We start from the raw sequence: 21,365 nt of genomic DNA on the forward strand, positions 1-21,365 counted from the left end.
AAGTGATGCCGAGACACTGGAGCGGACTTGCGCCATGGCGCCTTCAGCGTGTTTGATGCTTCGGAATAGAACAGCCGCGGCTGCACCCTGCTCAGGAGATTGCACATGAACCAGAAACGGCGCTGCCTGCCGCCTCTGCTCCAGCTGTCAAAGGCCATGCCATGAAACGCTCTGCCGTCAACGGCCTGATCCGCGAAGGCGCCGCCTTCCTGCGCGCCTTCCAAATGCATCTGCCGCCCTTTGCCTATTGGACGCCCGCGGAAATGGCGGCGCGGGACAACGCGATGATCGCCGCCCGCGGCCTGGGCTGGGATGTCACCGACTACGGCCAGGGCCGTTTCGATGAGCTGGGCCTGTTCCTGTTTACCCTGCGCAACGGCCGCAAGGAGGACCTGGCCACCGGTTCCGGCATGCTCTACGCCGAAAAGCTGCTGATCAGCCGCAGGGACCAGCTGTCGCCGATGCACCGCCACATCCAAAAGGCTGAGGACATCATCAACCGCGGCGGCGCCACCCTGGTGCTGGAGCTGTTCGCCAGCGCCCCCGATGGCAGCATCTGCCGCCACAGCGAAGTGTCCGTGCCCTGCGACGGGCAGATCCGCACCCTGCCCCCGGGCGGCCGTCTGGCGCTGGCGCCCGGCGAGAGCGTCACCCTGCTGCCCGGCGTCTGGCATGCCTTCTGGGGCGAAGGCGGCGACGTGCTGATCGGCGAGGTCTCCACCGTCAACGACGACACCACCGACAATGTCTTTGAAATGGACATCGGACGGTTTTCCCGGATCGAGGAGGACGAGCCGCCGCTGCATCTGCTGGTCTCGGACTACGGGACCTGGCTCAGATGATCCTCTGCTGCGGCGAAGCATTGATCGACATGCTGCCTGCAACGGCCGCGGATGGCAGTGCCTGCTTCGCCCCCTGCCCCGGCGGCGCGGTGTTCAATACCGCCATCGCGCTTGGCCGCCTCGGCGTACCCTGCGGCCTGGCCGCCGGCCTGTCGTCGGACATGTTCGGGCAGCGGCTGCTGGAGGCGCTGGAGGCCAGCCATGTCAGCACCGCGGGCTGCGTCATCAGCGCCCGCCCCTCGACCCTTGCCTTCGTGACGCTGGAGCATGGCGAGGCGCGCTATGCCTTCTATGACGAAAACACCGCAGGGCGGATGCTGGCACCGAAAGATCTGCCGCAGCCGGGCGCCAGCGTCACCGCGCTGTTCTTCGGCGGCATCTCCCTGGCCTGCGAACCCGCGGCTGAGGCCTTTGAGGCGCTGGCGCTGCAGTCCCACGCAGAGCGGCTGGTGATGCTCGACCCCAACATCCGCCCCGCGTTCATTACCGGTGAGACCCGCTACCGCCGCCGCCTGGACCGGATGCTTGCGGTCAGCGACATCGTCAAACTGTCGGAGGACGACCTGGGCTGGCTGTTGCCGGGGGCGGAACCCGCCACGGACAAGCTGGCCCGGATCCAGGCCATGGGGCCGCCGTTGGTGCTGTTGACCCGCGGCAGCAAGGGCGCCGCGGCGCTGCTGCCCGGCGGGGACATTGTGCAGGTGCCTGCCCGCCCTGCCCCTGCTGCGGCATCAGGCGCCGGCGACACCGTGGGCGCCGGCGACACCTTCAACGCGGGCTTCCTGGCGGCACTTGCCCCGGACGGGCAAGCCAGCAAGCGGACGGCCCGGAGCCTGACGCCAAAGGCCGCAGAGGCCGCGCTGCACCATGGTGCAGCGGTTGCCGCCGTCACCGTTTCGCGCAGCGGCGCCAATCCGCCTTGGCAGCATGAGCTTGACCTTTGACCCTGAGCGGCAACGCTTCTGCCATCACTGGCCTTTCGGCCCGCTGACCAGCACCTGGCTTGACTATGAACGCGGTGCTGCGGCAATCAAATGCCTCGGCCAGCCGGCAGCAAATGGTTTGAGATCATAGGTGCCGAACCTCTGCAAAACATGCAGCCCTGCTTCTGCGATCATACCGTCCAGTTCTCCCGCCGTGAAAATTTGCTGCGTATAACTTGAAGCGGCTGTGGTTTCTCCGCTCTGCATGTCTTCGATCCTCCAATGTACAGACAGGGTTCTGCTTTCCTGTTCGTACTCCGAACGCTCCCAGGCACGCATACTGCGGCCAGACACCTCATCCAAGAAGGTTCTGATGACGGTTTCCGGAGAAGAAGGCGCAAGGAAACTGTCGTCAACATTGGCAACGTCAATGACAACCTGCCCATCGTCCGCACAATGGGCTGCAAATGCGGAAAGAGCGGAGAGGGCATCGCTTGGTGTCAGGTGCATCAGGGAGTTGAACGGACAGACCACAACGTCAAAGCGCTTCCCAAGATCAAAGGCCCTCATGTCCGCCTGCATAAAACGCCCCTCCGGCTGCCTTTTCCGAGCCAGATCAAGCATCGGCTCCGAGGCATCAATGCCGGTGACATAAGCAGCGGTTTCCGCCAGCACCTGCGAGAGTGTTCCCGACCCGCAAGCAATTTCCAGAACGTCCAGCGCAGGCGGCAAAAAACTCCGATAAAACTGGAACTCCTCATCCCGGTTGCTATGCAGAACATCATAATATCCGGCACATGCGTCGTAAAATTTCACGTTTCCGTCTGGCATCTGAAACCCGCTCTCCGATTTGACTATCAGTTTAGCGGACATGGTGCTGATGAGCTTATCGCTTTTGGCTATGACAACCGGGCCAAAGAAGCCTGCAGGCAGGACGCAGACCCGGCGCATTGATCCTAGGCCGCCATCTCCGGTGGCCAGCTCCACAACCGCGCGGGGCGCAGAAACGCCGGAAATCCGCCAAAAAACCTTGGAATCCGCGGTGCCGCAAGGCCGCCAGCCTGATAGCGCTCTGCCAGCTGCTTGCGTGTCAGAACCGGACGTGCTGGTGGCCCATAGCAGTTTTCAGGCGGCGTATCTTCAAGGCCCGGAACGCAGGCCTTGAGGCGGCGCCTGTCCTGCGGACTCAATATGCCTGTCGCATAAGGTCCAGGATAAAAGCTCTCCGACGGAATCCCGTTGGAAATCAGCACCTCGTGCTGCCTGGTCAACAGGTGGAAATACCTTATCTTTTTATGGCCTCTGGCAAAGGATGCGAGATTTGTCTCTTCAGCAAGATGCTTGGCCCGGGCAAAATAAGTCTCGCCGCTCTTGCGGCATTGCATCAGGATGCAGTGCTGCTGGGAAACCAGCAATGCACGCTTGTTTCCAAGGCTCCCCGGTTTGATCCGTACCGGAACCAGATTTTGCGGAAGCGTTTCCGTCCCGTCACCGAAGGCCGAGGATGCAACCCAGTGCACCTGTTGTATGCCATTCCCGACTGTGGTGACAAAATCTCCCGGCGCGATCTCCTCAACCGGGCGGCTGCCGCCTGGCACCGCAAGCCGTGTGCCTTCCGCAAAGCAAACGAACCCCATCGCCATCAATTCCGGCCCCTCGTCCACCTGAGATGCCTGTATCCCGTCCAAGGTGACCGTTTCACCGCCAGGAAAAGACAGTATGGCGTTACCAGTGCCGTCACCGTTGCTGTCGGTCACCGTGATGTCCCAAACCCGCACCGGTGCCCCGCCAGGGGTTGTCAGCTCTGAGATGTCAAACTGGTCAACCGTGGTGCCGTCACCGCTGTCACTGAGGTCGAACCCGTAGATCGTGTCGTTGCCGCCATCCACATCCACGACCAGATAGTCACGGTCGGAGTCGCCTGCGACATCAATTATATCATCTCCGGTCCCGCCGTTGATGGTGTCCGAACCGCCCCCTGCAATGATACTGTCCGCGCCGGCCCCGCCCAGCAGCAGGTCGCCGCCCGTCCCGCCGGTCAAGGTGTCATCGCCCTCGCCACCGTCCAATGTTGCTGAGCCTGAGGACGGCAATGTGGCGAAGAATTGCGCCGGATCGGAAATGCCTGAACCGCCATCATTGTAGAACCGGAAGGTCTGCGTGTTCCCGTTCGCATAGGTCACGGTGAAGTCGGAAACGCCAGAGGTTGCATAGGTGCTGACGATCAACGCAGGTGTCTCGGAAAGATATACTTGGTCAATACCCGCATCGAATTTCAAGGCGGTCAGATGCGCGCCGTCGCTGGTGCTGGACACGGTGATCGTGTCGGATGCGTCGTCGCTGCCGGTTGTGCCAGGGCTGCCGCCAAGGTTGATGGTGCTGGTGCCGCCCGAGCCCGGCGCCCACTCGAAATCATCCTGTCCGTAGCCGCCCGAGCCGGTATCGCCATCGCCCACAAAAGTGGCGCCCGGCGGCGGCGTGGCGCCGCCACTTGCGCTGAGCTGGTCATTGCCAGCACCGCCCATAAGCGTGTCGCCGCCGGAACCTGCCAGGGTATCGGACCCGTCCCCGCCAAACACCGCCTGGCCGGAACCGTCGCCATCAATGCTGTCATCACCCGAAGTTCCCTTGACGGTATTTGCCGGGATGGTCTCCGCAACCGCGGTGCCGCTGGTGATATCCCACAAGTCCGGAACGAAATAAACATTGCCATCCTCGGCTAGGTGATAGGTGCCTGTATCCGTTATGTTTTCGTAGTAAAGCCCGTCATCCTCCATGATGCCGGACCACGTCCACTCACCGGCTCCAATTGTCCCGGCCGACGAAAAACTGGCCTGAGATACCGTGATGCTGTCCCCCGCATCCAGAATGCCATCTCCAAGTACGACCAGATAGCCAACCGGCATAACGCGCCTCCGTTTTGCTTGCGCTACGTATTTGGCGGTCCAAGAATTTATGTGGGTTTAACGATCCCAGCCCCTTCCCTTAGGTCACCCTCAGAAAATCCGGATCATTTCAGGCTATCCTCTGTTGAGCAGCGCGCGGCTGCAAAGCGCACGCATGTTGAGCAGACTTGGCGCAGGCCGGGCCGGAGGACACAGAGTCCTCAGGCTTTCCCGCACCCCCCGCTCCTTTGCGTCAGCTTATTTGAGGGCCAGTACACCCTGCGCAGCCAGCCAAGGCGCCCAGCGGGAGTGCCAGGCATGGAGCAGCGAAGAAAGCCCGTCTCTGGATGTGTAGGTCGGATGAGCCAGCATGCTGCGGATACCCGGCAGCTGAAGCAGCACCTCGGCGTAATGGTCAACCGGCACGTCAGAACAATGGGTCAGCACCAGCCATGGCAGGTCGTGCAGCGGAGAAATCACTGTCTGGGTACCCGGGCAGATCAGGGTCCGGTTCACCGGCAGGATGCTGTCATGGCGCGCAATCTGTTCCCGCACCTCATCCGAGAGAACAAAGGCTCTCTGGCCAGCACCGACAGACGGCTGGAAAGGTTTGTTCGAAAACGCCACGAAGCTGCTGTTGTGCAGCATACGGGCCAGCGCATTCTGCGAATAGGCATCTGCTGCACGGCGGCCAATCTCCGACAGCGGAATGCCCGGATGCGGTGCAGAAGATTTCCCCATCGCGTCAAATACAGGATGGAACCCTTCTCCAACGAGCAAATTTGCCACACTGGGGAGCAGTGTCAGATACCCCGACGGCATCTGTTTTGCTGGCTGCGGACCGGACTCTCCTGCGTCCATTCGTGAAAACAGCGACAAGGCAAAGGTGTTCTTCTCACGCAGCGCGTTAACGTCCTCCCAGTACAGCGGATCTGCAATGGGCAACGCCCGTTCGCCCACCGGAACAAGGCAGGCATCGGACAGATACGGACCGCGGAACATCAGCCCGTCTTCCGCCATTTCCGAGGCCACCTGCAGATGCGAAAAACAGGTCCAATTCTGACTAAGGTATTCGTGCCGCAGATAGGCGAGCTGGTCGCTCTCACCAGCGCCCAGGAATTGGCCTGCCGCGCCGCCATGGGCGTACTGCATCATTTCCACGCCTTGCTGCAATGCGGTATCTTCAGGTACGCCGCGCGCGATGGCCTCCACCATCAAGCTGCGGACTTGCGGGATGCTCAGGCGTTCGGAGGACCCCAGGTTATAGCTTGCGGCGAACAGGCCGTCCGGCTTCAGGCTGCTGGAAACGATGCGCCGCAACGAGCGGCGCACTTCCGGCGCCACCCAGCTGAGAATGCCATGCGCCACGGCAAAATCCAGCGGCGGCAAAGCGTGCGCCTGTATCTCATCAAAGGCAGAGGCGATGAAGGTGACATTTTTGACCCCCAGCTGGCTGGCATAGGCCTGTGCAGCCTCCATGTGCTCCGGCATCAGATCAATTCCAAAGAACTGGCCATGCGGCAAAGCTTGCGCAAGCATGATAACCGTCAGCCCGTACCCGCACCCGAAGTCGGCATAGGTGAACGGCTCCATCGGGTCCGGCGCAGCACTCCCGCCTGCCCGCGCCACCGCGGCCAGCCGACGGGGATCAAACTTCATGTGAATGCTCTTAGTATAAGCAGATTCCGTGTAATATCCGTGGTTATTCGTGACCGGACCAGCAGATGCCATGTGTTTAACTCCATTCTGACGCGCGGCTTAAGCACTTCCCTCTTGAATGACATCCGTGCCGCAGCAGGCATATCTGCCTGCATGGCGGCCCAGCACCGCCGCCCGCCCGATCAGCTCGCCTGAGCGCATGAAAAAACGCCGGGTCTGAGCCAGGAAAGCGTGGCCTGCACATCAAGGCAGCAAAAGGAAGAAGCACTCAGGGCTGTGCGCTCTCTGAGCCACTGTTCGATAACGGCTGCCTATGGGCAATTCGGCTTTCCCGATACCTTTGCCTGCCGGAACAGGCCGGTGCCCGTGTTACGGTCCCGAAGCCTGTCCGGCCTGAACCTAAGGGTCACCCCAAATCATAGTCGACAAGGCGGCTTACCGGCGCCCGGTCATCTTCCGCTTCGAGCACGCTTGCGGGAATTTGCTCCAGGATGACTGTCGTGAACTTCTTCTTTGCATCATAGGACACATCTGCAACCCGGAAATGGCTGCCGGGAGCGATGATCGCCTCGGCATAAGCCGTGCAATGCCCCAATCCGTTGGGCTCAATGCCTTTACGGTTCTCATAACTTGATTCCGGCTCCATCTTGTCCACCAGCGGGATAATGGATTGCGGCTGATTGTACAGAACACAGACCTTTGGCGTCCCTCCAGCAACACCAGTTATCAGCCGGTGGCTGGCTGCAGTGAACGACATGGAGGTACTCACGATCGAGGGATCGGTGATGATGTCCCCGGGTTTGCCGATTTTTTCCAGAACAAACTCCCTGGAATTCTGCGGCTGCCCGTTGGCTGCGGCAGGCGGCTGAATGTACCGGTAGGCCCCGTTATAGGGCGACATGTCTGAAAACCTCAGCTGGTTGGCGGCCGCGGTTCTGGAATGATGGAGCTTATGGGCCGCGCCGCGGACCACCTTGGCCAGATCCTGTGCGGGATGGGATTTATCTCCGGCGCGAAGCGCCTCGTTGATCGGCCGCGCAATATAGCCGGCCGCATACATGGCAGCACCGGTGCACTCGGCAAAACTCAGCACTTTGTTCATGCGGCTTTTGCAGACCCGTTCCAGCACGCTGATTTTGTCTGTGGGTGTTTTTTCATCCGTCAGCTTGGAGCGGTATTGAAACTCCTTGCCCTTGACAGTGTAAGTGCTGTTCAGAAAGCGGCCAAGCTGCGGATCGCGTGCGGTCAGCTGCTCGGCGATTTTGTGAGACGTTTTCCTTGGAATCTCCGTGCTGGCTCCCTTCATGAGTTCGGCCATGACGCGAAATTTCGCAGCATCCGGCAGCTGCGAAAAGTTCACACCCTGCCTGTCGGCAACTGACCGCGACGTAAACCCCCTTGCGCCCAGGAGCGCCGGGTCCTTTTTCACTTCCGCCAAGAGACCTTGCAGAAAGACCTCGCTCTCCCGGCCTCCGTCCGCCGCTGCATGTGCGGCCCTGGGACGGGTACCAGCGGAGGTGGCTTGCTGGTTTTGGCCCGCTGGTGACGGCGTTTTGTCATCGGACCGGGCAGCTGCCGGCCTGGCTGTTGCCGGTTTGTTGCGCTCCGCATGCAACAGGATGAATTCGTCCGTTTCCCCGTCCCGTGTGAAAGTGCGGCCGGTGGGCTGGCCGTTCAGGCCGATTTCCGCATAGATGCTTTCGCGTCCCAGATGGCGCTGGCCGGTCGGTTTCACATCCGCCTTATGGCTTCGGCCGCTGGCATCAAGGAAGGAAATACGGGAGATTTCCGCGTCACGCGGCAGGGATCCGTTTTTTCCCGCAGCCGCGGCGGCCCCCGCTTCCTTCCATACCGCGTTGGAGGCAGCGCCCCGCGGCCCGCCGGCGGTGGTTTTGTCAGCCTTGGCCGCGGCGGAGCGGGCGGCCTTGGCTTCAGACCGCCTCTGCGCATTGTCCGCCGCTGCGCCATTGATTGGCTGCTGAACCGGCCTATTAGCTGGTACCGGAGTCCGCATCCCGCCCGCCTCTGTTTGTTGCATCCCTGGAGCCGTCCGGCTCTCGTTTCCTGCTCCTAGCAAAACCTGGGGTTATCCTGGCATTTGAATTTCCTATCTGCCGCAGCCAAAGGGGCTGCGAAGGTAGGGGCGCTGGCGCACAATGCCGCTTCCTCTGAAGCCGCGCTCAGTACGTGCACGCGGGAATATAGCAAATTCTGATGAGGTTATCCGGCCGCCGTGGTGAATCATGGCAATTGTAAGGCGGCCCCTTTTTTGCAGCCACAATGTACTGCCGTTAGTTCATCCGCCTGCAAACAAATGAATTTATTAGGAGAACCGGTATGATAATGCAAATGATGATGTCGCTCATGAACATGATGCAACAGAATCAGGCCGCAGACCAGATTGGCGGCCAGGTCGGTGGCGCCAAGGATGATCTGAAAGCCCAGGGCGAAGATTTCACCAAACAGATGGATGAGCTCAAGAAGAAGGATGAGGAGCAAGACAAGCAGCTCCAGCAGCTGCTTACTGCCATGAACCAGAACGGTGCGCAGGGTGCAGAACAGCAGTGCGGCGGCGCCCAGGCCGGCGGCGGCGGTCAAGGCGGGCAGGGTTGCGGCGGCGGCCAAAGCCAGGGACAGGGCATGGGCGGCTGCGGCGGGCCTCAGGCCGGCGCAATGGCGCACGGCATGGGCGGCGGCCAGGGTCCAAGCTTCGGAGACATGCAGTTCAATTGACGCCGCTATCGGTCAGAGCTTAACGTTAACTTCATGCGTTTGAAAATGACCCTGCCCTGCCGGCAACCGGCAGGGCATTTTCCGTTGCTGCTCAGCCAGGACAAACCATAGCGCCAAGGGATCCAGCAAATAGCCAGACCCTTCACAGAATGCTCTGGCTTTGAGGCGGATCCTATCCGCAGGACAGAACTTCAGATTTCCACAACAGAATTGCGCGCAGTGCGAGAGAACTGCAGAACCTGTTCTTCTTCGTGCAGCAGCTGGAGCAGAAGATCCTTATCCTCATCCGGCAGATCCGAGTCGGCAACAAACCGGGCAGCCTCGCCAATCGCTGCACCCAAGCTCTCCCCGGTGTTAAGGCGCCTGATGACATCGGCGATTTCCGCGTGCGAGAATTGAAAAACGTTGGAAATCAGCTGCATGTGCTTAGGCAAGCGCTCTTGGCTTCCCTCCTGCCAGCTGCCGCCCTTTCCAGTTATGCTATCCTGCGGCATAGCTGGTTATCCGACACGCTGCACCAGATCGTCCTCCTGGCCGCCAGTTTGGCCAGACCTCAAGATGCTCTGCAACTCGCGGTTGGAGATCTTCATCGCATTGATATAGCCCTTGGGAGCGATGATCCCCAGCGGAGCCGAAACCGGGGAATGCGAGAAGGTTAGCACGCGGCCTAAGCCAAGTGCCTCGATTTCCTCTGTCATCGTAGAAGGAATCACAACCGGCCGCCTCAGATCACTCAGGAAGCTGCGTGCAAATTCTTTGTTGTTAATGGTAATCATATTGCCTGTGTCCAGGCCGGCGACAGACAGGTTGGCCTGAATTTGCGACAGCAGTTTGGGGCTGACACCCGAAAAAATCGCCGCGCTGTCGGGCACGTTCCGCCAAGGCAACGCTCGCTGGCTGTCGCTCAGGATGTTCAGTCCTGACGGCACGGCCAGGGAAATGGACACCACACCAATCTGCTTGAAATCCACGTTCGAGTTGTCGGGAGCATCATCAATCACACCTAGGATCGCCTCCCGTTTGGCAACCGAGTCTATGACTTCCCGGCGGCTGCGGGTTCCAATCTCGATATTGCTCTCCTGGTAGCGGCGCATAATTCCGGTCAGTCGGCTTACATCAATGCTGGAGGAGTACGCATCTTGGATCAGCGAAGACTTCCGCAGCGACCTGTGGAGGCTGGTGATCTTGCCGATTTCCAGCTCATAAGAGCTGACCACGCGCGAGAACACCTTGAAGACCTCCTCTCCCTCCCGGGTCAGTTTGGCGGTTCGGACTTTTCCGGATCTCAGAAACAACTGGTGCTTTGAGATGCCTTCTATTTCATCGACGATGGCTGCGGCTGCCGGCTGTGAAATTTTTACTGCCGCCGCGCCCTTAGTAAAACTGCCGGCCTCCACAATGGCCATAAAAACCTTCATCTTCCTAAGACTGATTTCCATATAATCTCACCCTCACCCAAGACGGAAAAGGCATGCACGCTAACAGATCAGTTGAGCGGTTAATGACCAACGGATAGCTGGAATCACTATTTGCCTTCGCAGCAAATACAAGGGCACAATTTTGATAGAAACTTAAGTGTTTTGCCTCGGATTGTATGTTCGCCAGTGTCGAACGAGCAATACATACCCTTACAATCAAGGGTGATTATAAATGATATGGTGAGGTAACAAAACAGTGAACTTCTCCATTCATTACGCCTACCTTGAAAAATGAACCCCGATCATACGGAACTATGTGTGGTTTTGAGTTTCAGACGGCACACTTCAATGCCCCCTCCGCCAAATTCTACGGTTCAGCTCATACTTTCAGATAGTTAAGTTGAGATCTTAAACTACTTGAAAGACAGGAAGCAGTTGCACGGGTGCAGACAGGAGCGCATCCTCATGAGAGGATTTTCTTAGCAGTCACCCGATTCAGGAAATTGAATCAAGAATTTTGGAATTCATTCGCCTCCAAAAACTGGCGCGAAACTTGCACAAAACTAAATGAATAGTTTGACCGCAAGTTATAACCCCTAAAATTGCAAAAGCCATCCGACCGCATAATCGAGCTTTCAGGATGGATCAAAAAACCAAGATCCCCTTGGAGCTCTTACTAGTTGCGCGTTCGATCGATTGCAACCCATTCCGGCCACCTTTCCAGGCAACGCTTCTTTAGCTGCAGGCAAAAGGAAAATGCAAATAAGATATGTGAATGGGCCATAAAATCTTGAAATAAGGTAATGCATACTGACCCTTTCTTGACCCCTGCCCGGCATCAGCAAAACCGCAGCGCATCAGAAATAACAAAAACAGATTACGTCATAACCTGAACATAAGGTTATCTAAGATTGAATCGGGGGTATTTGTTATGCCTGTTGCCAGCGGCTCGTTTAAATCCTTCAGCGAAGCTGATGTAAGCTTCGACAGCATCCTCCACGACGGGATGCTGGGCGGGCTGCCTGCAGTGAAGACGTACCTTCAGCTTCGCCGGAAAATGCTGTTGAGGAACATGTCGCAAACGTCATCAGCCGGAGCCGATCCGGCCAAATATGTCCGGGCAATCAAAGTAATCGACCAATCCGTGGCGCTGCTCGACCTGCTGGGCAGCACAGGTCCGGAGAGCGGTGAGCCAAGCTAATGCTGATCATCAAAATCATCTCTGAAGAGCTGGAGGATCGGTTTGTCAGCCTCGGCGAAGGTGTGCATGCCGTCGGCTCAAGCATCAGTTCCGATATTGTGCTCCTGGAGGAGCAGATCGACCCGCTGCATTTTCTGATCAAGGTGTCCCCTCATGGCGTGGAAGTGGAAATGTCGCCGGACTCCAGCGGTTATTTTCAAAGCAGCGGCGAACCTGCAGGCCGTCCAGCCGCACCGGGATCCGTGCTGCAATGGGGCTGGGGCGACAGCCTGACGATTGGCGGAACGCAGATCAAGATGCAGGGCGAAATGCTGAGCTCCCCAACAGCTTCCCTGCCGCAACCGGCACCGGCCGGAAAGCCGGCACAGGGCTGGCGGATCAAGCTGGCTGGAAGCGTTGCAATTGGCCTGATGGCCGGCGTTCTCTTGCTGACTCAGGTTGGCGCAGTTGAAACTGAGCTGCCCGGAACAGGATCAAGGGAAGCGCCTGAAACCGCTAGCCCTGCAAAGGCTATGGACCCGACCCTTGCCGCGCAAACTACCATCCCAGACCGGCAGGAAATTCTTGCCGGGCTTGAAGCGCTTGGCCTGCAGGTAACCGGCCTTGCCCGATCAGGCGATGCCTGGACCGGAGTCCTGCGGGTCACGGACAGGGCTGAGCAAGAGCGGATAGAGGCCGCCCTGTCCGACTCGGCCCCGCATTTTTCTCCGCGCTTTTTTGCGGACGACCGGTTGGCCGAGGCTGCGGAAGTCGTCGTTGAAAGCTTGGCCCTGGGAGCAACAATCGAGACCGTCGATGAGGGTGTGGTCAGCGTATCCGGGCTGACCGCAGACGCCCCCAAGGCGCAGATGCTGCGAACCAGCCTGCTTGCTGATGTCCCGGGCCTGAAAAGTGTCGTCTACGACAGCCGCCTGCAGGAAACTGCCGCGATGGTCGAAAGCAAAATCGCCGGAACCTGGGCAGGTGATTTCCCTTATGTGCTTCTGGAAGACGGAAAAACAGTCCGCCCGGGCGAAACGATCGGCAAAGACGCCAAGCTCATACAGGTGCATCAGAAGTCAATTGTTATCGAGATCAGCGGCTCCCGGCAGAAAGTGGAGCTGCAATGAATACCGCCGGACCTGAATTCAATGCAGACGACATGTTTGTGCTGGGGAACATCGCCGCAACAGCGATCAAAACCGGGTATGGCGATTTGGCCCAACCGCTTTTGAAGCTCATCCAGGAAGAACGCCCCGCCAACGCCGGCGCATTTGTTCTGGAAGCCATGTACCTGCATTCCATTGGTCAGACAGAAGAGGCCCGGCTTTTTCTGGAAACATCCGGCGCCTTTCAGACAGAGAACAATCGCGACGAGGCCGTCGCCTTCCATCTCTACCTGCTGCAACAGGCTGGCAGCATTGAGCAGGCTCATGAGCTCGGCCAGGCTTACCTGGCAGAAGAACTTGTCACATCGCCGTCAGCAATTGCCGCGGTTTCCACCGTCATCGCCGAATGCGCCGATGAGCTTTTCGAAACCATCGAAGCTTCAGACGAAATACCCCATTCGGAGGACGCGTAAATGATCTCAGCCACCAGCAACGCAACGGCGGCGCCATCGCTGCCTGCCCAGGAAGAAGCCGGCGTGCCCGGAATTGCCAAGAACTTCAGCGAGACGCTGAAGGGGTATGAGCGGCACATCTCCGGCGATATTGAAAAATCGCTGGAGCCCGGCAGCGCGATACTCAAACTTCCCCAGCACGTTCAGGATCAGTTCAAGAAGTGGGATGACCAGTTCACTGATCCCGAAACCCGGGCGCTGATGGAAGCTGTTAAAAAGAAGATCATCGAGATGCACAACAGCAACACGGACTACATCCGCGACAAGGTGAAATCAAACGCTGACAAGATAAAGATCGAGTTTGCCATCAAGGCAATCAGCAAGACGACAAATGGCATCCAGCAAATCCTGTCTGCGCAATGATGCACCTGCGGGCTGCGACAGGTCGCGCGTCATGATCCGGGACTCGCTTGGCAATCTCCGTTGCTGGTGCAAGCTGGCAGTGTTCGCAGCCGCCGTCTTCCTGGCGGGCTGCCAGGTGGAACTGAACAGCAATCTGGAAGAGCGCGAAGCAAACGAGATGCTGTCCAAGCTGCTGGGCCACGGTCTTGCCGCCTCTAAGGAAAAACAGGATGGCAGCGTCACGCTTTTTGTTGAGAAATCCCAATTCGGTGCAGCGGTTGAATTGCTGAACGCATATGGCCTGCCGCGCCGCAAGTTCGTCAACATGGGTGAAGTTTTCAGTACCGACGGGCTTGTCGCCAGCCCGATGCAAGAGTGGGCCCGCTTCAATTTTGCCCTGAGCCAGGAGCTGTCCAAGTCGATCTCCTCGCTGCCCGGCGTGGTTTCTGCGGAGGTGCACATAGCAAACCCCCGCAATACCAAACCGTTTGAAGACCCGCCGCCGCCCAGTGCATCCGTTCTGGTGGTCATCGGCGAAGACTACATAACCGAAAACCTGATCCCGCAGATCAAGCAGCTGGTCTCCTTCAGCATTGAAAACATTGATTACGAACGGGTCGGCGTGGTGTTGTCTCCGGTTCCTCCGCCCAAGGTCGAAACGGGTCAAATGGTCAGCTTTGCCGGTCTGCTTGTGCATCAGAGCAGCCTGCAAACTGCCAGGTTCCTGGCAGGTGCTGCAGCGTTGCTGGCGGTAATTGGCCTTGCAGGCTCCTTTGGAATCTTCAAATGGCTGCAAGGCCGCGGCAGCGGGAGGTCGGCACCTTGAGTTTTGCCAAGATGTCAGCACGCCCTTCGGAGTATGTGGTGCCCGATCAGTTTCAAGCCATGACAGGGCTGAACAACCCGGCTCTGGCTGCATCTCTGTGGCAGACTCCGATGCTGCGGCTCTCTATTGATGACTTCCTGCGCGACAGCTTGCTGCCACTGCCGCAGCTGCCCGGCGATACAGCGGGCATGTATGAAAGCATAGTCTTCAGCAGCCGTGACGAATTGCTGCGTCTGGCGCGGATTCAGTCGGTGCTGATTAACTTTTCAGCCGTGATTTCAACAACACAGAGCCAGCGGCTCAATACAGTGATCGAATGGTGCGGGGATGCCCGTGTTCTGGATGTCCTGCGCAAAGGGAATCTGCCAGTCTTCGCAGCCTTTCCCGTCCTTTCCAGCCTCTCGATTGACATGCTTGAGCTCTACGCCGGGCATGTTCTCACTCATCTGATCGGGGTTCTGCCCAAGGCTTGCCGCCAGCGCCTGTTGCTGCGGTTTCCAGCCGGAACCTTTGCCGGGGAGAAGGTTTTTCCGGCCGAAGATCCCGACAGGCAGGTTTTTGAGACTTACGTGCGCCTTGCGGTGCCGATTTGGTCTTCCGGGGAGGCGCAGGATGCGCAGGATTGAGCTGCCAGGCCAGGCTCCTATGCCGGCCAACGGGATCATCCGCGGGGATCTGCTTGCCGCTGTCAATGAAGCCGATGCCTGTGTCGCTGCGGCCAGGGTTTGGGCGGAACAGGAGCAGCTCAGGATCACCGAATTGGCCAAGGAAACGGAGGCCAAGGCGCTGCAATCCGGCTACGAGGCTGGCCTGCAGCTGTTTGCCGAGGCCAGCGGGCGCCTGGATGCCGCCCGGCAAGATCTGGCCGGCAGGGTTGAAGAGCTGGTTACCCGCAGCCTGCGCCAGGTGCTTGGCGGCATGCCCAAGGCGGATCTTCTGGAAGCGACATTTGCTTCGGTCCTGGCTGAACTCAGATCCGAAACCGCCCTCGTTGCACGGGTGCATCCGGATCACGCCAGCGCGTTTGCTCATGCAGTGCAGGCCTTTCGCGACCGCTTTGGCAGCCAGGTGCAAATCAGTGCTGAATTCGATCAGTCCATGTCAGCAGACGACTGCATGATCTACACCGATACAGAGGTCATCAACGCCAGCGTGCCAGTCATGGTCGAACAGCTGATCACCGCATTTGTGAAAACCGCGGAACGGGGTGGCACAGATGCAGTCTGACCCGAAAAACCGCAAGGAAGGCCTGGACAGCACTGGCCCGGCAATCTTCAAGAAATACGGGCGGGTGCAGAATGTTTCGGGCGCGGTGGTCCGGGCCACCGGCAACTACAGCATCGGCGAAATTTGCTCCATCACCCGCGCCAGCCAGGACCCGATCCTGGCCGAGGTGGTTGGCTTTGACGGCCCCGAGGCGCTGCTAACCCCTTACGGCTTCTCCAATGGCATGTCCTATAACTCTACCATCCGGCCGGTCATGCCCGAGTTTCTGGTTCCCGTGGGCGAAGCGATGACAGGCCGGGTCGTGAACGGCCTGGGCAAGCCGATTGACGGCGGCCCCGCGATCGAGACAGAACAGTTCTACCCCGGCATGCGCCCTCCCCCCGACCCGATGAGCCGCCCGGTCATTGACAGGCCGTTTTCGCTCGGCGTACGGGCATTAGACGGGGTTTTGACCTGCGGCGACGGGCAGCGGGTTGGCATTTTTGCCGCCGCGGGCGGCGGCAAGTCCACCCTGATGTCCATGCTGGTCAAATTTGCGGAATGCGACCGCTGCGTAATTGCACTGATCGGCGAGCGCGGCCGCGAAGTCCGGGAATTCGTCGAACACCAGCTGGGTCCGGAAGGCATGGCAAAATCCATCGTGATTGTCGCCACGTCAGACAGCCCGGCCATCGAACAGGTCAAGGCTGCCTACAGCGCAACGGCCATTGCCGAGTACCACCGCGACCGCGGAGAACGGGTGCTGTTGCTGATGGACAGCCTGACCCGGTTCGCCCGGGCGCAGCGGCAGATCGGTCTCTCCGCCGGCGAACCGCCAACGCGCCGCGGGTTTCCCCCCTCGGTCTTTGAACGCCTGCCCTCGCTGCTGGAACGCACGGGCAAGAACGAACACGGCTCGATTACTGCACTTTACACGGTGCTGGTCGAGGGCGACGACATGAATGAGCCAGTAGCAGACGAGGTGCGTTCGCTGCTGGACGGGCATATTGTGCTGTCCCGCAAACTGGCGGCCTCCGGCCATTACCCGGCGATTGACGTGCTCAGCAGCGCCAGCCGGGTTTTGGGAGCCATCACCAGCGAAGACCACCAGGCAGTCATCGGCAAGATGCGGGGCCTGCTTGCAAAATACCAGGAGATAGAGCTGCTCGTCCGGATCGGCGAGTACATCGAAGGCTCGGACCCCGAAGCAGACGCGGCAATACACTACAAGCCGCTCATTGACGGCTTCCTCAGGCAGCGGACCAGTGAGTTTTCCTCTTACGAAGACACCCTGTCGCAGCTGTTCGAGATGCTCGGCCATGCGTGAATTTGCCTCCCTCGTTTCGGTCCGGAACCGCAAGCTGGACCGGTTCCGCAGTGCTGAACAGGCCGCCAAGCGCGTGCGGGTTGCGGCAGTGAAGGCCGTCGAGGACGCCCGCGCTGCGGTGGAGGATTACCGCAAGGAAATCATGACACTTGAAATCGACTTGCTGAATGAAGTGCTCAATACCCGAGTGGCGGTCACCGATCTCACCGCCATTGAACAGACCCTGAAAGCGGCAGAGGAAAAGGCCGTCGCGCTGATGGATGACGTCCGGCAGGCCGAAGAGGAGCTGCAGGAGGCAGAAGCCGCGCAGCGGCAGGCAAGCCTGGACAAACGGGCGGCGCAGGCGTCTTTGAACAAGAGCACTGAAATTCTGAACATTCTGAAAGAAGAGCACAAGGCAGCCCTCGCCCACGCCGAAGACGCCGAAATCGACGCCTTTGTTGAAACCCGCTTTGGACGGGCAAGGGCGTCGAGATGAACAAGTTTGCCGGGTTCCCGAAAATCGCCCCGGATGCGGCCGCACTGTGCAATTTGCTTGCAGGACGGCAGTGGTTTTTTGACGGCGAGTTTCGGGTTTTCGGATCGGATACCGAAACCGTGCCTTATTCCATAGGCATTGTCTTTCAGGGGATGGAGGCGCTTCCGGACCAGCTGATAGGGATATCCGCCGAAACCGGCTTTGGAAGTTTCGACCTCTTTGTTGCCCCCGAACTGGTCAGCCGCGTCTGCGATCTCTGCCTGCCAGGCTGGGAGCAGGAGCCCGCGGCCGCTGTCCGTACAGACTGGCTGGCCATGTATGCGCTGTCGCAAGTGCTCGAGACCATCGGCCTGACCCAAGAAATCGAAGCCGCCTGGGCAGAACAGGGCCTGATGCGTCTCGGACCGCAGGACCTTGCCGGTGCCATCGGCGGCACGGTTTTTCTGGACGGCGCAGGATATGCCTTTGCCATCCGTACCTGGTCCGTGCAGGCGGATACCGTGACAGCCCTTGCAAATCAGATCGCAGACTCGCGCGTCAGTCTGGCCGACCCGGGATTTCAATTCGGTGTCCAGACCGCGCCACGGATGGTTGCGCTCGGTGATTTCCGGATCCTGTCGCCGGGCGACATTCTTCTGCTTCCGTCAGGCGCACAGGGCATTCCAATTCAGGCCCGGCTTGGCCCGGACAGACTTTGGGACGGAACACTGGGGAACGATGGCGTTGCCACGTTTCAAGGCCAAGGCAATTGGGGAAACAGCATGCAGGAACAAGATTTTTTTTCGTCGGAGCTGTCCGAGTACGACGCACAAGCAGACGGGTATTCAGAGGACGGCGGCGCGGACTGGCTGGAGGCTGAAAGCACCATTCAGGACGCAGAACCGGATGGCATGCAGCCTCCCGCACAGGGATTTCCGCTGGAAGACCTGCCAGTGCGGCTGGATTTCAAACTGGCCTCAAAGACCTTGACGCTGGCAGACTTCAGCCGCCTTGCAGGCGGGTCGGTGCTGGAACTGGAATTCGATCTGAGCACCGCGCTCACCATCGAGGCAAACGGCACCCCGGTTGGCACCGGGCAACTGGTTCAGATCGGTGACAGTATCGGGTTGCAGATCGCTAAATGGCATCCGAAGAGCACTGCCGCAGATGAGTGAGGACCTGCCAGCCATCATCCCCACGGCAATTGCAATTATGGGGCTGACATTCCTGCCGTTCCTGGTTGTGATGGGCACGGCATTTACCAAGATTTCCATTGTTCTCATGCTGCTGCGCAATGCGCTGGGGGTTCAGCAGGCACCATCCGGGATGGTCATCAACTCCATTGCGCTCACCCTGACCGCATTCATCATGGTGCCGGTGGGCGATGCCATTCTGCGGGAGCTGCAACAGCAAAACCTGGGTTTGACGGACTGGGACAGCGCACTCCGGGTCTTTGATGTGATGACCACCAATATGTCCGGCTATCTGACCCGGTTTTCCAATGAACGCGAGCTGGAATTCTTCATGGATGCGGCGCGGGCGATCTGGCCGGAAACGATGCATGGCTACATCAAACCCGACAACATCTTTCTGCTGCTGCCCGCTCATGTCACCTCGGAAATCACACGGGCCTTTGAAATTGCCTTTCTGCTGTTTCTGCCCTTTGTGGTCGTGGACATGATCGTCTCCAACATCCTGCTGGCAATGGGCGCAATGATGGTTCCGCCGATGCTGGTGTCCCTGCCGATCAAGATCCTGCTGTTTGTGGCCGCGGACGGATGGGCCCGGCTGCTCCACGGGCTGATCCTGAGCTATGTCTGACAGGAGCATTCATGTCCCCGAATGAAGTCATGCTGACCGCAAAGAACGCTGTTCTGATGGTCTTTTACCTGTCCATGCCAATCATCATCGCCGCGACGGTTGTTGGCCTGATCATTGCCCTGCTGCAGACCCTGATTCAGCTGCAAGAGCAAACCCTTGCCTTCGCGGCCAAGCTCGCGGCGGTGGTTGCAATGTTCTTCTTTACCGGCAGCTGGATGTCCTATGAACTGCTTAAGCTGCTGGAGCAGACGCTTGACCGGATCGGCGGCCAGTAGGCGCGCGGGAATGGAATTCGAACCCTTTGATACAGGTCTCATCGACTTCGCCATTTCCGGCACGCTTCTGGTGATGGCCAGATTCACCGCATATTTCGCCGTCTCCCCCTTCTTCAGCAAGCGGGCGATGGGACGCTCCGTTCGTCTGGGCTTCATTCTGGCCGCAGCCTTCATTTGTGCACCGCCGGTTGTCATGCAGCTGCACAGCACACCGGAATTGGGACGGAATCTGCATGTCCTGGTGCTGAAGGAATTTGTTCTGGGATTTCTTCTGGGCGTGCTGACCTGGCTGCCGGTGCGCGGTCTGGAGTTTGCAGGCGTGGTTCTGGACACACAGCGCGGAAGCACGCAGGCACAGGACTACGATGTTATTTTTGCGGCCCAGACAACACCCACCGCCATTTTGCTGGCGCAGACCTTCAGCGCCTATTTCTTTACCAGCGGCGGGCTGCTGATGGTCCTGACAATGCTGTTTGAGAGCACCCGCATCTGGCCGCCAACCGCCCCCTTCCCGGACGTTTCGGCCAATTCTTCCGCGCTTCTGATCCAATTCGCGGGCATTCTGTTTGTCACTGCCCTGGCGGTCGCCATGCCGATTTCCGGCTTTATGGTGATTGCCGACGTTGTGATCGCCTTCCTCGCCCGCAGCGCCCAAAGCCTGAATGCCCTGACTTTCGGCATGCCGGTAAAATCCGCGATCATGCTGATCCTGCTCTTCTTCTACCTCGAGATAATCTATCCGAAGATCATGATGACCTTCGGCGAAGCGCTGGCCATGATGTCAAAGGTTCTGGTGCCGTGAGCGGGGAAAAGACAGAAGAGCCAACGCAGAAAAAGCTGGACGATGCCCGCAAGGAAGGCCAGCTGCCACAGCGAAAGAACGTGATCGAAGCTGTCTTCCTGACGGTTTCCGTCTTGCTGCTGGCGGGACTGGCCGGCCGGATTTCAGACTCCTTGCAGGCTGTCCTCAGCAACGTGATCAGCTCCGTTCAGACCGGGTTTGACGAGGGCCTGGGCCTTGTGCTGATCAGCATCAAGGAGCTGGCAGTGGTCTTCTTTATCTTTCTGGGGGCCGCATTTGCATTCACCCTGCTGTTCGGGCTGTTTCTGAACAGGTTCAACTTCGCCCCCAAGGCGATGAAGCCGAAATTTGAGAAGCTGAACCCTGTTAACGGCCTCAAGTCATTGTTTTCAAAGAATACCCTCTACAACTTTGGACGGATCCTGACTTACTTCATAATCCTGTCTCTCCTGTTGTACATCACGATCCGGAACAACTTCACGGATGTCATCAACGCCAGCCATTGCGGCGTCTATTGCCTGGCTCCGCTCTTCATCGGGTATCTGAAAACTCTTCTTGCAGTCATTCTTGTCGTGCTGCTGCTGCTTGCCGCTGCCGACTACAAGGTTCAAAACGCCTTGTTCCGAAAGCAGAACATGATGTCGAAGGATGATGTGAAAAATGAGTTCAAGGGGCAGGAAGGCGATCCGCAGGTCAAGGGCGAGCGCAAGTCGATTGCTATGCGGGAAGCGAATTTGCCCAGCCTCAAAGAAGCCACCCACGTCATCTATGGAGAGCAGTATATGGTCGCGGTAATCTATTACCCGGATTCCCAAACGCCGCCATTCATGGTTGCCAAGGCGCGTGGAGGAAGCATCGGAAAGACTCTCCGGCGCAGCCAGAGTTATGGTGTGGGTCTTTACAACCTTCCGGGTGTTGCAAAAGAACTCCACAAAATGGCAGCGCCCGGTTCATATTTGCCTGCAAAGTCGGCCGCGGGTATACATAAGGTCATAAAAATGGAGCAGGCCCGCAATGCATCCTGAAAGGATCAGCGCGGAACTCAAAA

Annotated in this window: 23 protein-coding genes; 17 read left to right on the plus strand and 6 right to left on the minus strand. The window is 58.7% G+C overall.

Features of this window, described 5'->3' with window-relative positions; translation table 11 throughout:
* Positions 1-161 precede the first annotated feature (161 nt).
* Together N6L27_RS15755 and N6L27_RS15760 are read left to right on the plus strand one after the other, a co-directional pair.
* Complete coding sequence (locus N6L27_RS15755; protein WP_271908252.1) at positions 162-842, plus strand: D-lyxose/D-mannose family sugar isomerase; 681 nt, start codon at positions 162-164, stop codon at positions 840-842.
* Positions 839-1,786, plus strand: coding sequence for a carbohydrate kinase family protein (locus tag N6L27_RS15760; protein WP_271908253.1), 948 nt, complete (start codon positions 839-841; stop codon positions 1,784-1,786). The genes N6L27_RS15755 and N6L27_RS15760 overlap by 4 nt, the downstream gene beginning before the upstream one ends.
* 63 nt (positions 1,787-1,849) lie before the next feature.
* Here N6L27_RS15760 and N6L27_RS15765 read toward each other — a convergent pair whose 3' ends face one another.
* The 4 genes from N6L27_RS15765 to N6L27_RS15780 form a co-directional block, all read right to left on the minus strand.
* A complete protein-coding gene (locus N6L27_RS15765) occupies positions 1,850-2,752 on the minus strand; it encodes a class I SAM-dependent methyltransferase (RefSeq protein ID WP_271908254.1) in 903 nt (300 codons plus the stop codon).
* The gene (locus N6L27_RS15770) at positions 2,722-4,671 is read right to left on the minus strand and encodes a Hint domain-containing protein (protein WP_271908255.1); all 1,950 of its coding nucleotides are present in this window, start codon (positions 4,669-4,671) and stop codon (positions 2,722-2,724) included. The genes N6L27_RS15765 and N6L27_RS15770 overlap by 31 nt, the downstream gene beginning before the upstream one ends.
* Positions 4,672-4,908: 237 nt before the next feature.
* The gene (locus tag N6L27_RS15775) at positions 4,909-6,309 is read right to left on the minus strand and encodes a class I SAM-dependent methyltransferase (RefSeq protein WP_271908256.1); all 1,401 of its coding nucleotides are present in this window, start codon (positions 6,307-6,309) and stop codon (positions 4,909-4,911) included.
* A 406-nt stretch (positions 6,310-6,715) separates the two neighbouring features.
* Positions 6,716-7,747, minus strand: a complete 1,032-nt coding sequence (locus N6L27_RS15780) for a hypothetical protein (RefSeq protein WP_271908257.1) — start codon at positions 7,745-7,747, stop codon at positions 6,716-6,718.
* A gap of 899 nt (positions 7,748-8,646) precedes the next feature.
* Here N6L27_RS15780 and N6L27_RS15785 point away from each other — a divergent pair.
* The gene (locus tag N6L27_RS15785; protein ID WP_271908258.1) at positions 8,647-9,042 is read left to right on the plus strand and encodes a hypothetical protein; all 396 of its coding nucleotides are present in this window, start codon (positions 8,647-8,649) and stop codon (positions 9,040-9,042) included.
* Between the two features lie 191 nt (positions 9,043-9,233).
* Here N6L27_RS15785 and N6L27_RS15790 read toward each other — a convergent pair whose 3' ends face one another.
* Together N6L27_RS15790 and N6L27_RS15795 are read right to left on the minus strand one after the other, a co-directional pair.
* Complete coding sequence (locus N6L27_RS15790) at positions 9,234-9,464, minus strand: hypothetical protein (protein WP_271908259.1); 231 nt, start codon at positions 9,462-9,464, stop codon at positions 9,234-9,236.
* A 78-nt stretch (positions 9,465-9,542) separates the two neighbouring features.
* A complete protein-coding gene (locus tag N6L27_RS15795; protein ID WP_271908260.1) occupies positions 9,543-10,481 on the minus strand; it encodes a LysR family transcriptional regulator in 939 nt (312 codons plus the stop codon).
* 910 nt (positions 10,482-11,391) lie between these two features.
* On the opposite strand from N6L27_RS15795, the gene N6L27_RS15800 reads away from it, so the two are divergent.
* From N6L27_RS15800 to N6L27_RS15865, 14 genes are read left to right on the plus strand one after another with little or no spacing between them, the layout of a single operon-like run.
* Positions 11,392-11,661, plus strand: a complete 270-nt coding sequence (locus N6L27_RS15800; RefSeq protein WP_271908261.1) for a hypothetical protein — start codon at positions 11,392-11,394, stop codon at positions 11,659-11,661.
* Entirely contained in the window at positions 11,661-12,770 is a 1,110-nt protein-coding gene (locus tag N6L27_RS15805) for an FHA domain-containing protein (protein ID WP_271908262.1), read from the plus strand. The genes N6L27_RS15800 and N6L27_RS15805 overlap by 1 nt, the downstream gene beginning before the upstream one ends.
* Entirely contained in the window at positions 12,767-13,222 is a 456-nt protein-coding gene (locus N6L27_RS15810) for a hypothetical protein (protein ID WP_271908263.1), read from the plus strand. Before N6L27_RS15805 ends, N6L27_RS15810 begins: the two co-directional genes overlap by 4 nt.
* Positions 13,223-13,624, plus strand: coding sequence for a hypothetical protein (locus N6L27_RS15815; RefSeq protein ID WP_271908264.1), 402 nt, complete (start codon positions 13,223-13,225; stop codon positions 13,622-13,624).
* Positions 13,593-14,429, plus strand: coding sequence for a type III secretion system inner membrane ring lipoprotein SctJ (sctJ, locus tag N6L27_RS15820; protein ID WP_271908265.1), 837 nt, complete (start codon positions 13,593-13,595; stop codon positions 14,427-14,429). The genes N6L27_RS15815 and sctJ overlap by 32 nt, the downstream gene beginning before the upstream one ends.
* Complete coding sequence (locus tag N6L27_RS15825; RefSeq protein ID WP_271908266.1) at positions 14,426-15,055, plus strand: hypothetical protein; 630 nt, start codon at positions 14,426-14,428, stop codon at positions 15,053-15,055. The genes sctJ and N6L27_RS15825 overlap by 4 nt, the downstream gene beginning before the upstream one ends.
* Complete coding sequence (locus tag N6L27_RS15830) at positions 15,042-15,656, plus strand: HrpE/YscL family type III secretion apparatus protein (RefSeq protein ID WP_271908267.1); 615 nt, start codon at positions 15,042-15,044, stop codon at positions 15,654-15,656. The genes N6L27_RS15825 and N6L27_RS15830 overlap by 14 nt, the downstream gene beginning before the upstream one ends.
* Positions 15,646-16,962 (plus strand): FliI/YscN family ATPase, encoded by a 1,317-nt coding sequence (locus tag N6L27_RS15835; protein ID WP_271908268.1) that lies wholly within the window; start codon positions 15,646-15,648, stop codon positions 16,960-16,962. The genes N6L27_RS15830 and N6L27_RS15835 overlap by 11 nt, the downstream gene beginning before the upstream one ends.
* Positions 16,955-17,440, plus strand: a complete 486-nt coding sequence (locus N6L27_RS15840; protein ID WP_271908269.1) for a YscO family type III secretion system apparatus protein — start codon at positions 16,955-16,957, stop codon at positions 17,438-17,440. The genes N6L27_RS15835 and N6L27_RS15840 overlap by 8 nt, the downstream gene beginning before the upstream one ends.
* Positions 17,437-18,594 carry a FliM/FliN family flagellar motor switch protein gene (locus tag N6L27_RS15845; protein WP_271908271.1) on the plus strand — a complete coding sequence of 386 codons (1,158 nt, stop codon included), beginning with the start codon at positions 17,437-17,439 and terminating at the stop codon, positions 18,592-18,594. Before N6L27_RS15840 ends, N6L27_RS15845 begins: the two co-directional genes overlap by 4 nt.
* The gene (gene sctR / locus N6L27_RS15850; RefSeq protein WP_260018924.1) at positions 18,587-19,240 is read left to right on the plus strand and encodes a type III secretion system export apparatus subunit SctR; all 654 of its coding nucleotides are present in this window, start codon (positions 18,587-18,589) and stop codon (positions 19,238-19,240) included. Before N6L27_RS15845 ends, sctR begins: the two co-directional genes overlap by 8 nt.
* An 11-nt stretch (positions 19,241-19,251) precedes the next feature.
* Positions 19,252-19,515, plus strand: a complete 264-nt coding sequence (gene sctS, locus N6L27_RS15855) for a type III secretion system export apparatus subunit SctS (RefSeq protein WP_271908272.1) — start codon at positions 19,252-19,254, stop codon at positions 19,513-19,515.
* 10 nt (positions 19,516-19,525) lie between these two features.
* The gene (locus N6L27_RS15860) at positions 19,526-20,317 is read left to right on the plus strand and encodes an EscT/YscT/HrcT family type III secretion system export apparatus protein (RefSeq protein ID WP_271908273.1); all 792 of its coding nucleotides are present in this window, start codon (positions 19,526-19,528) and stop codon (positions 20,315-20,317) included.
* Positions 20,314-21,342 (plus strand): EscU/YscU/HrcU family type III secretion system export apparatus switch protein, encoded by a 1,029-nt coding sequence (locus tag N6L27_RS15865; protein WP_271908274.1) that lies wholly within the window; start codon positions 20,314-20,316, stop codon positions 21,340-21,342. Before N6L27_RS15860 ends, N6L27_RS15865 begins: the two co-directional genes overlap by 4 nt.
* Positions 21,343-21,365: the final 23 nt, after the last annotated feature.

Source organism: Leisingera sp. SS27 (assembly GCF_028368855.1).
Lineage (GTDB): Bacteria > Pseudomonadota > Alphaproteobacteria > Rhodobacterales > Rhodobacteraceae > Leisingera.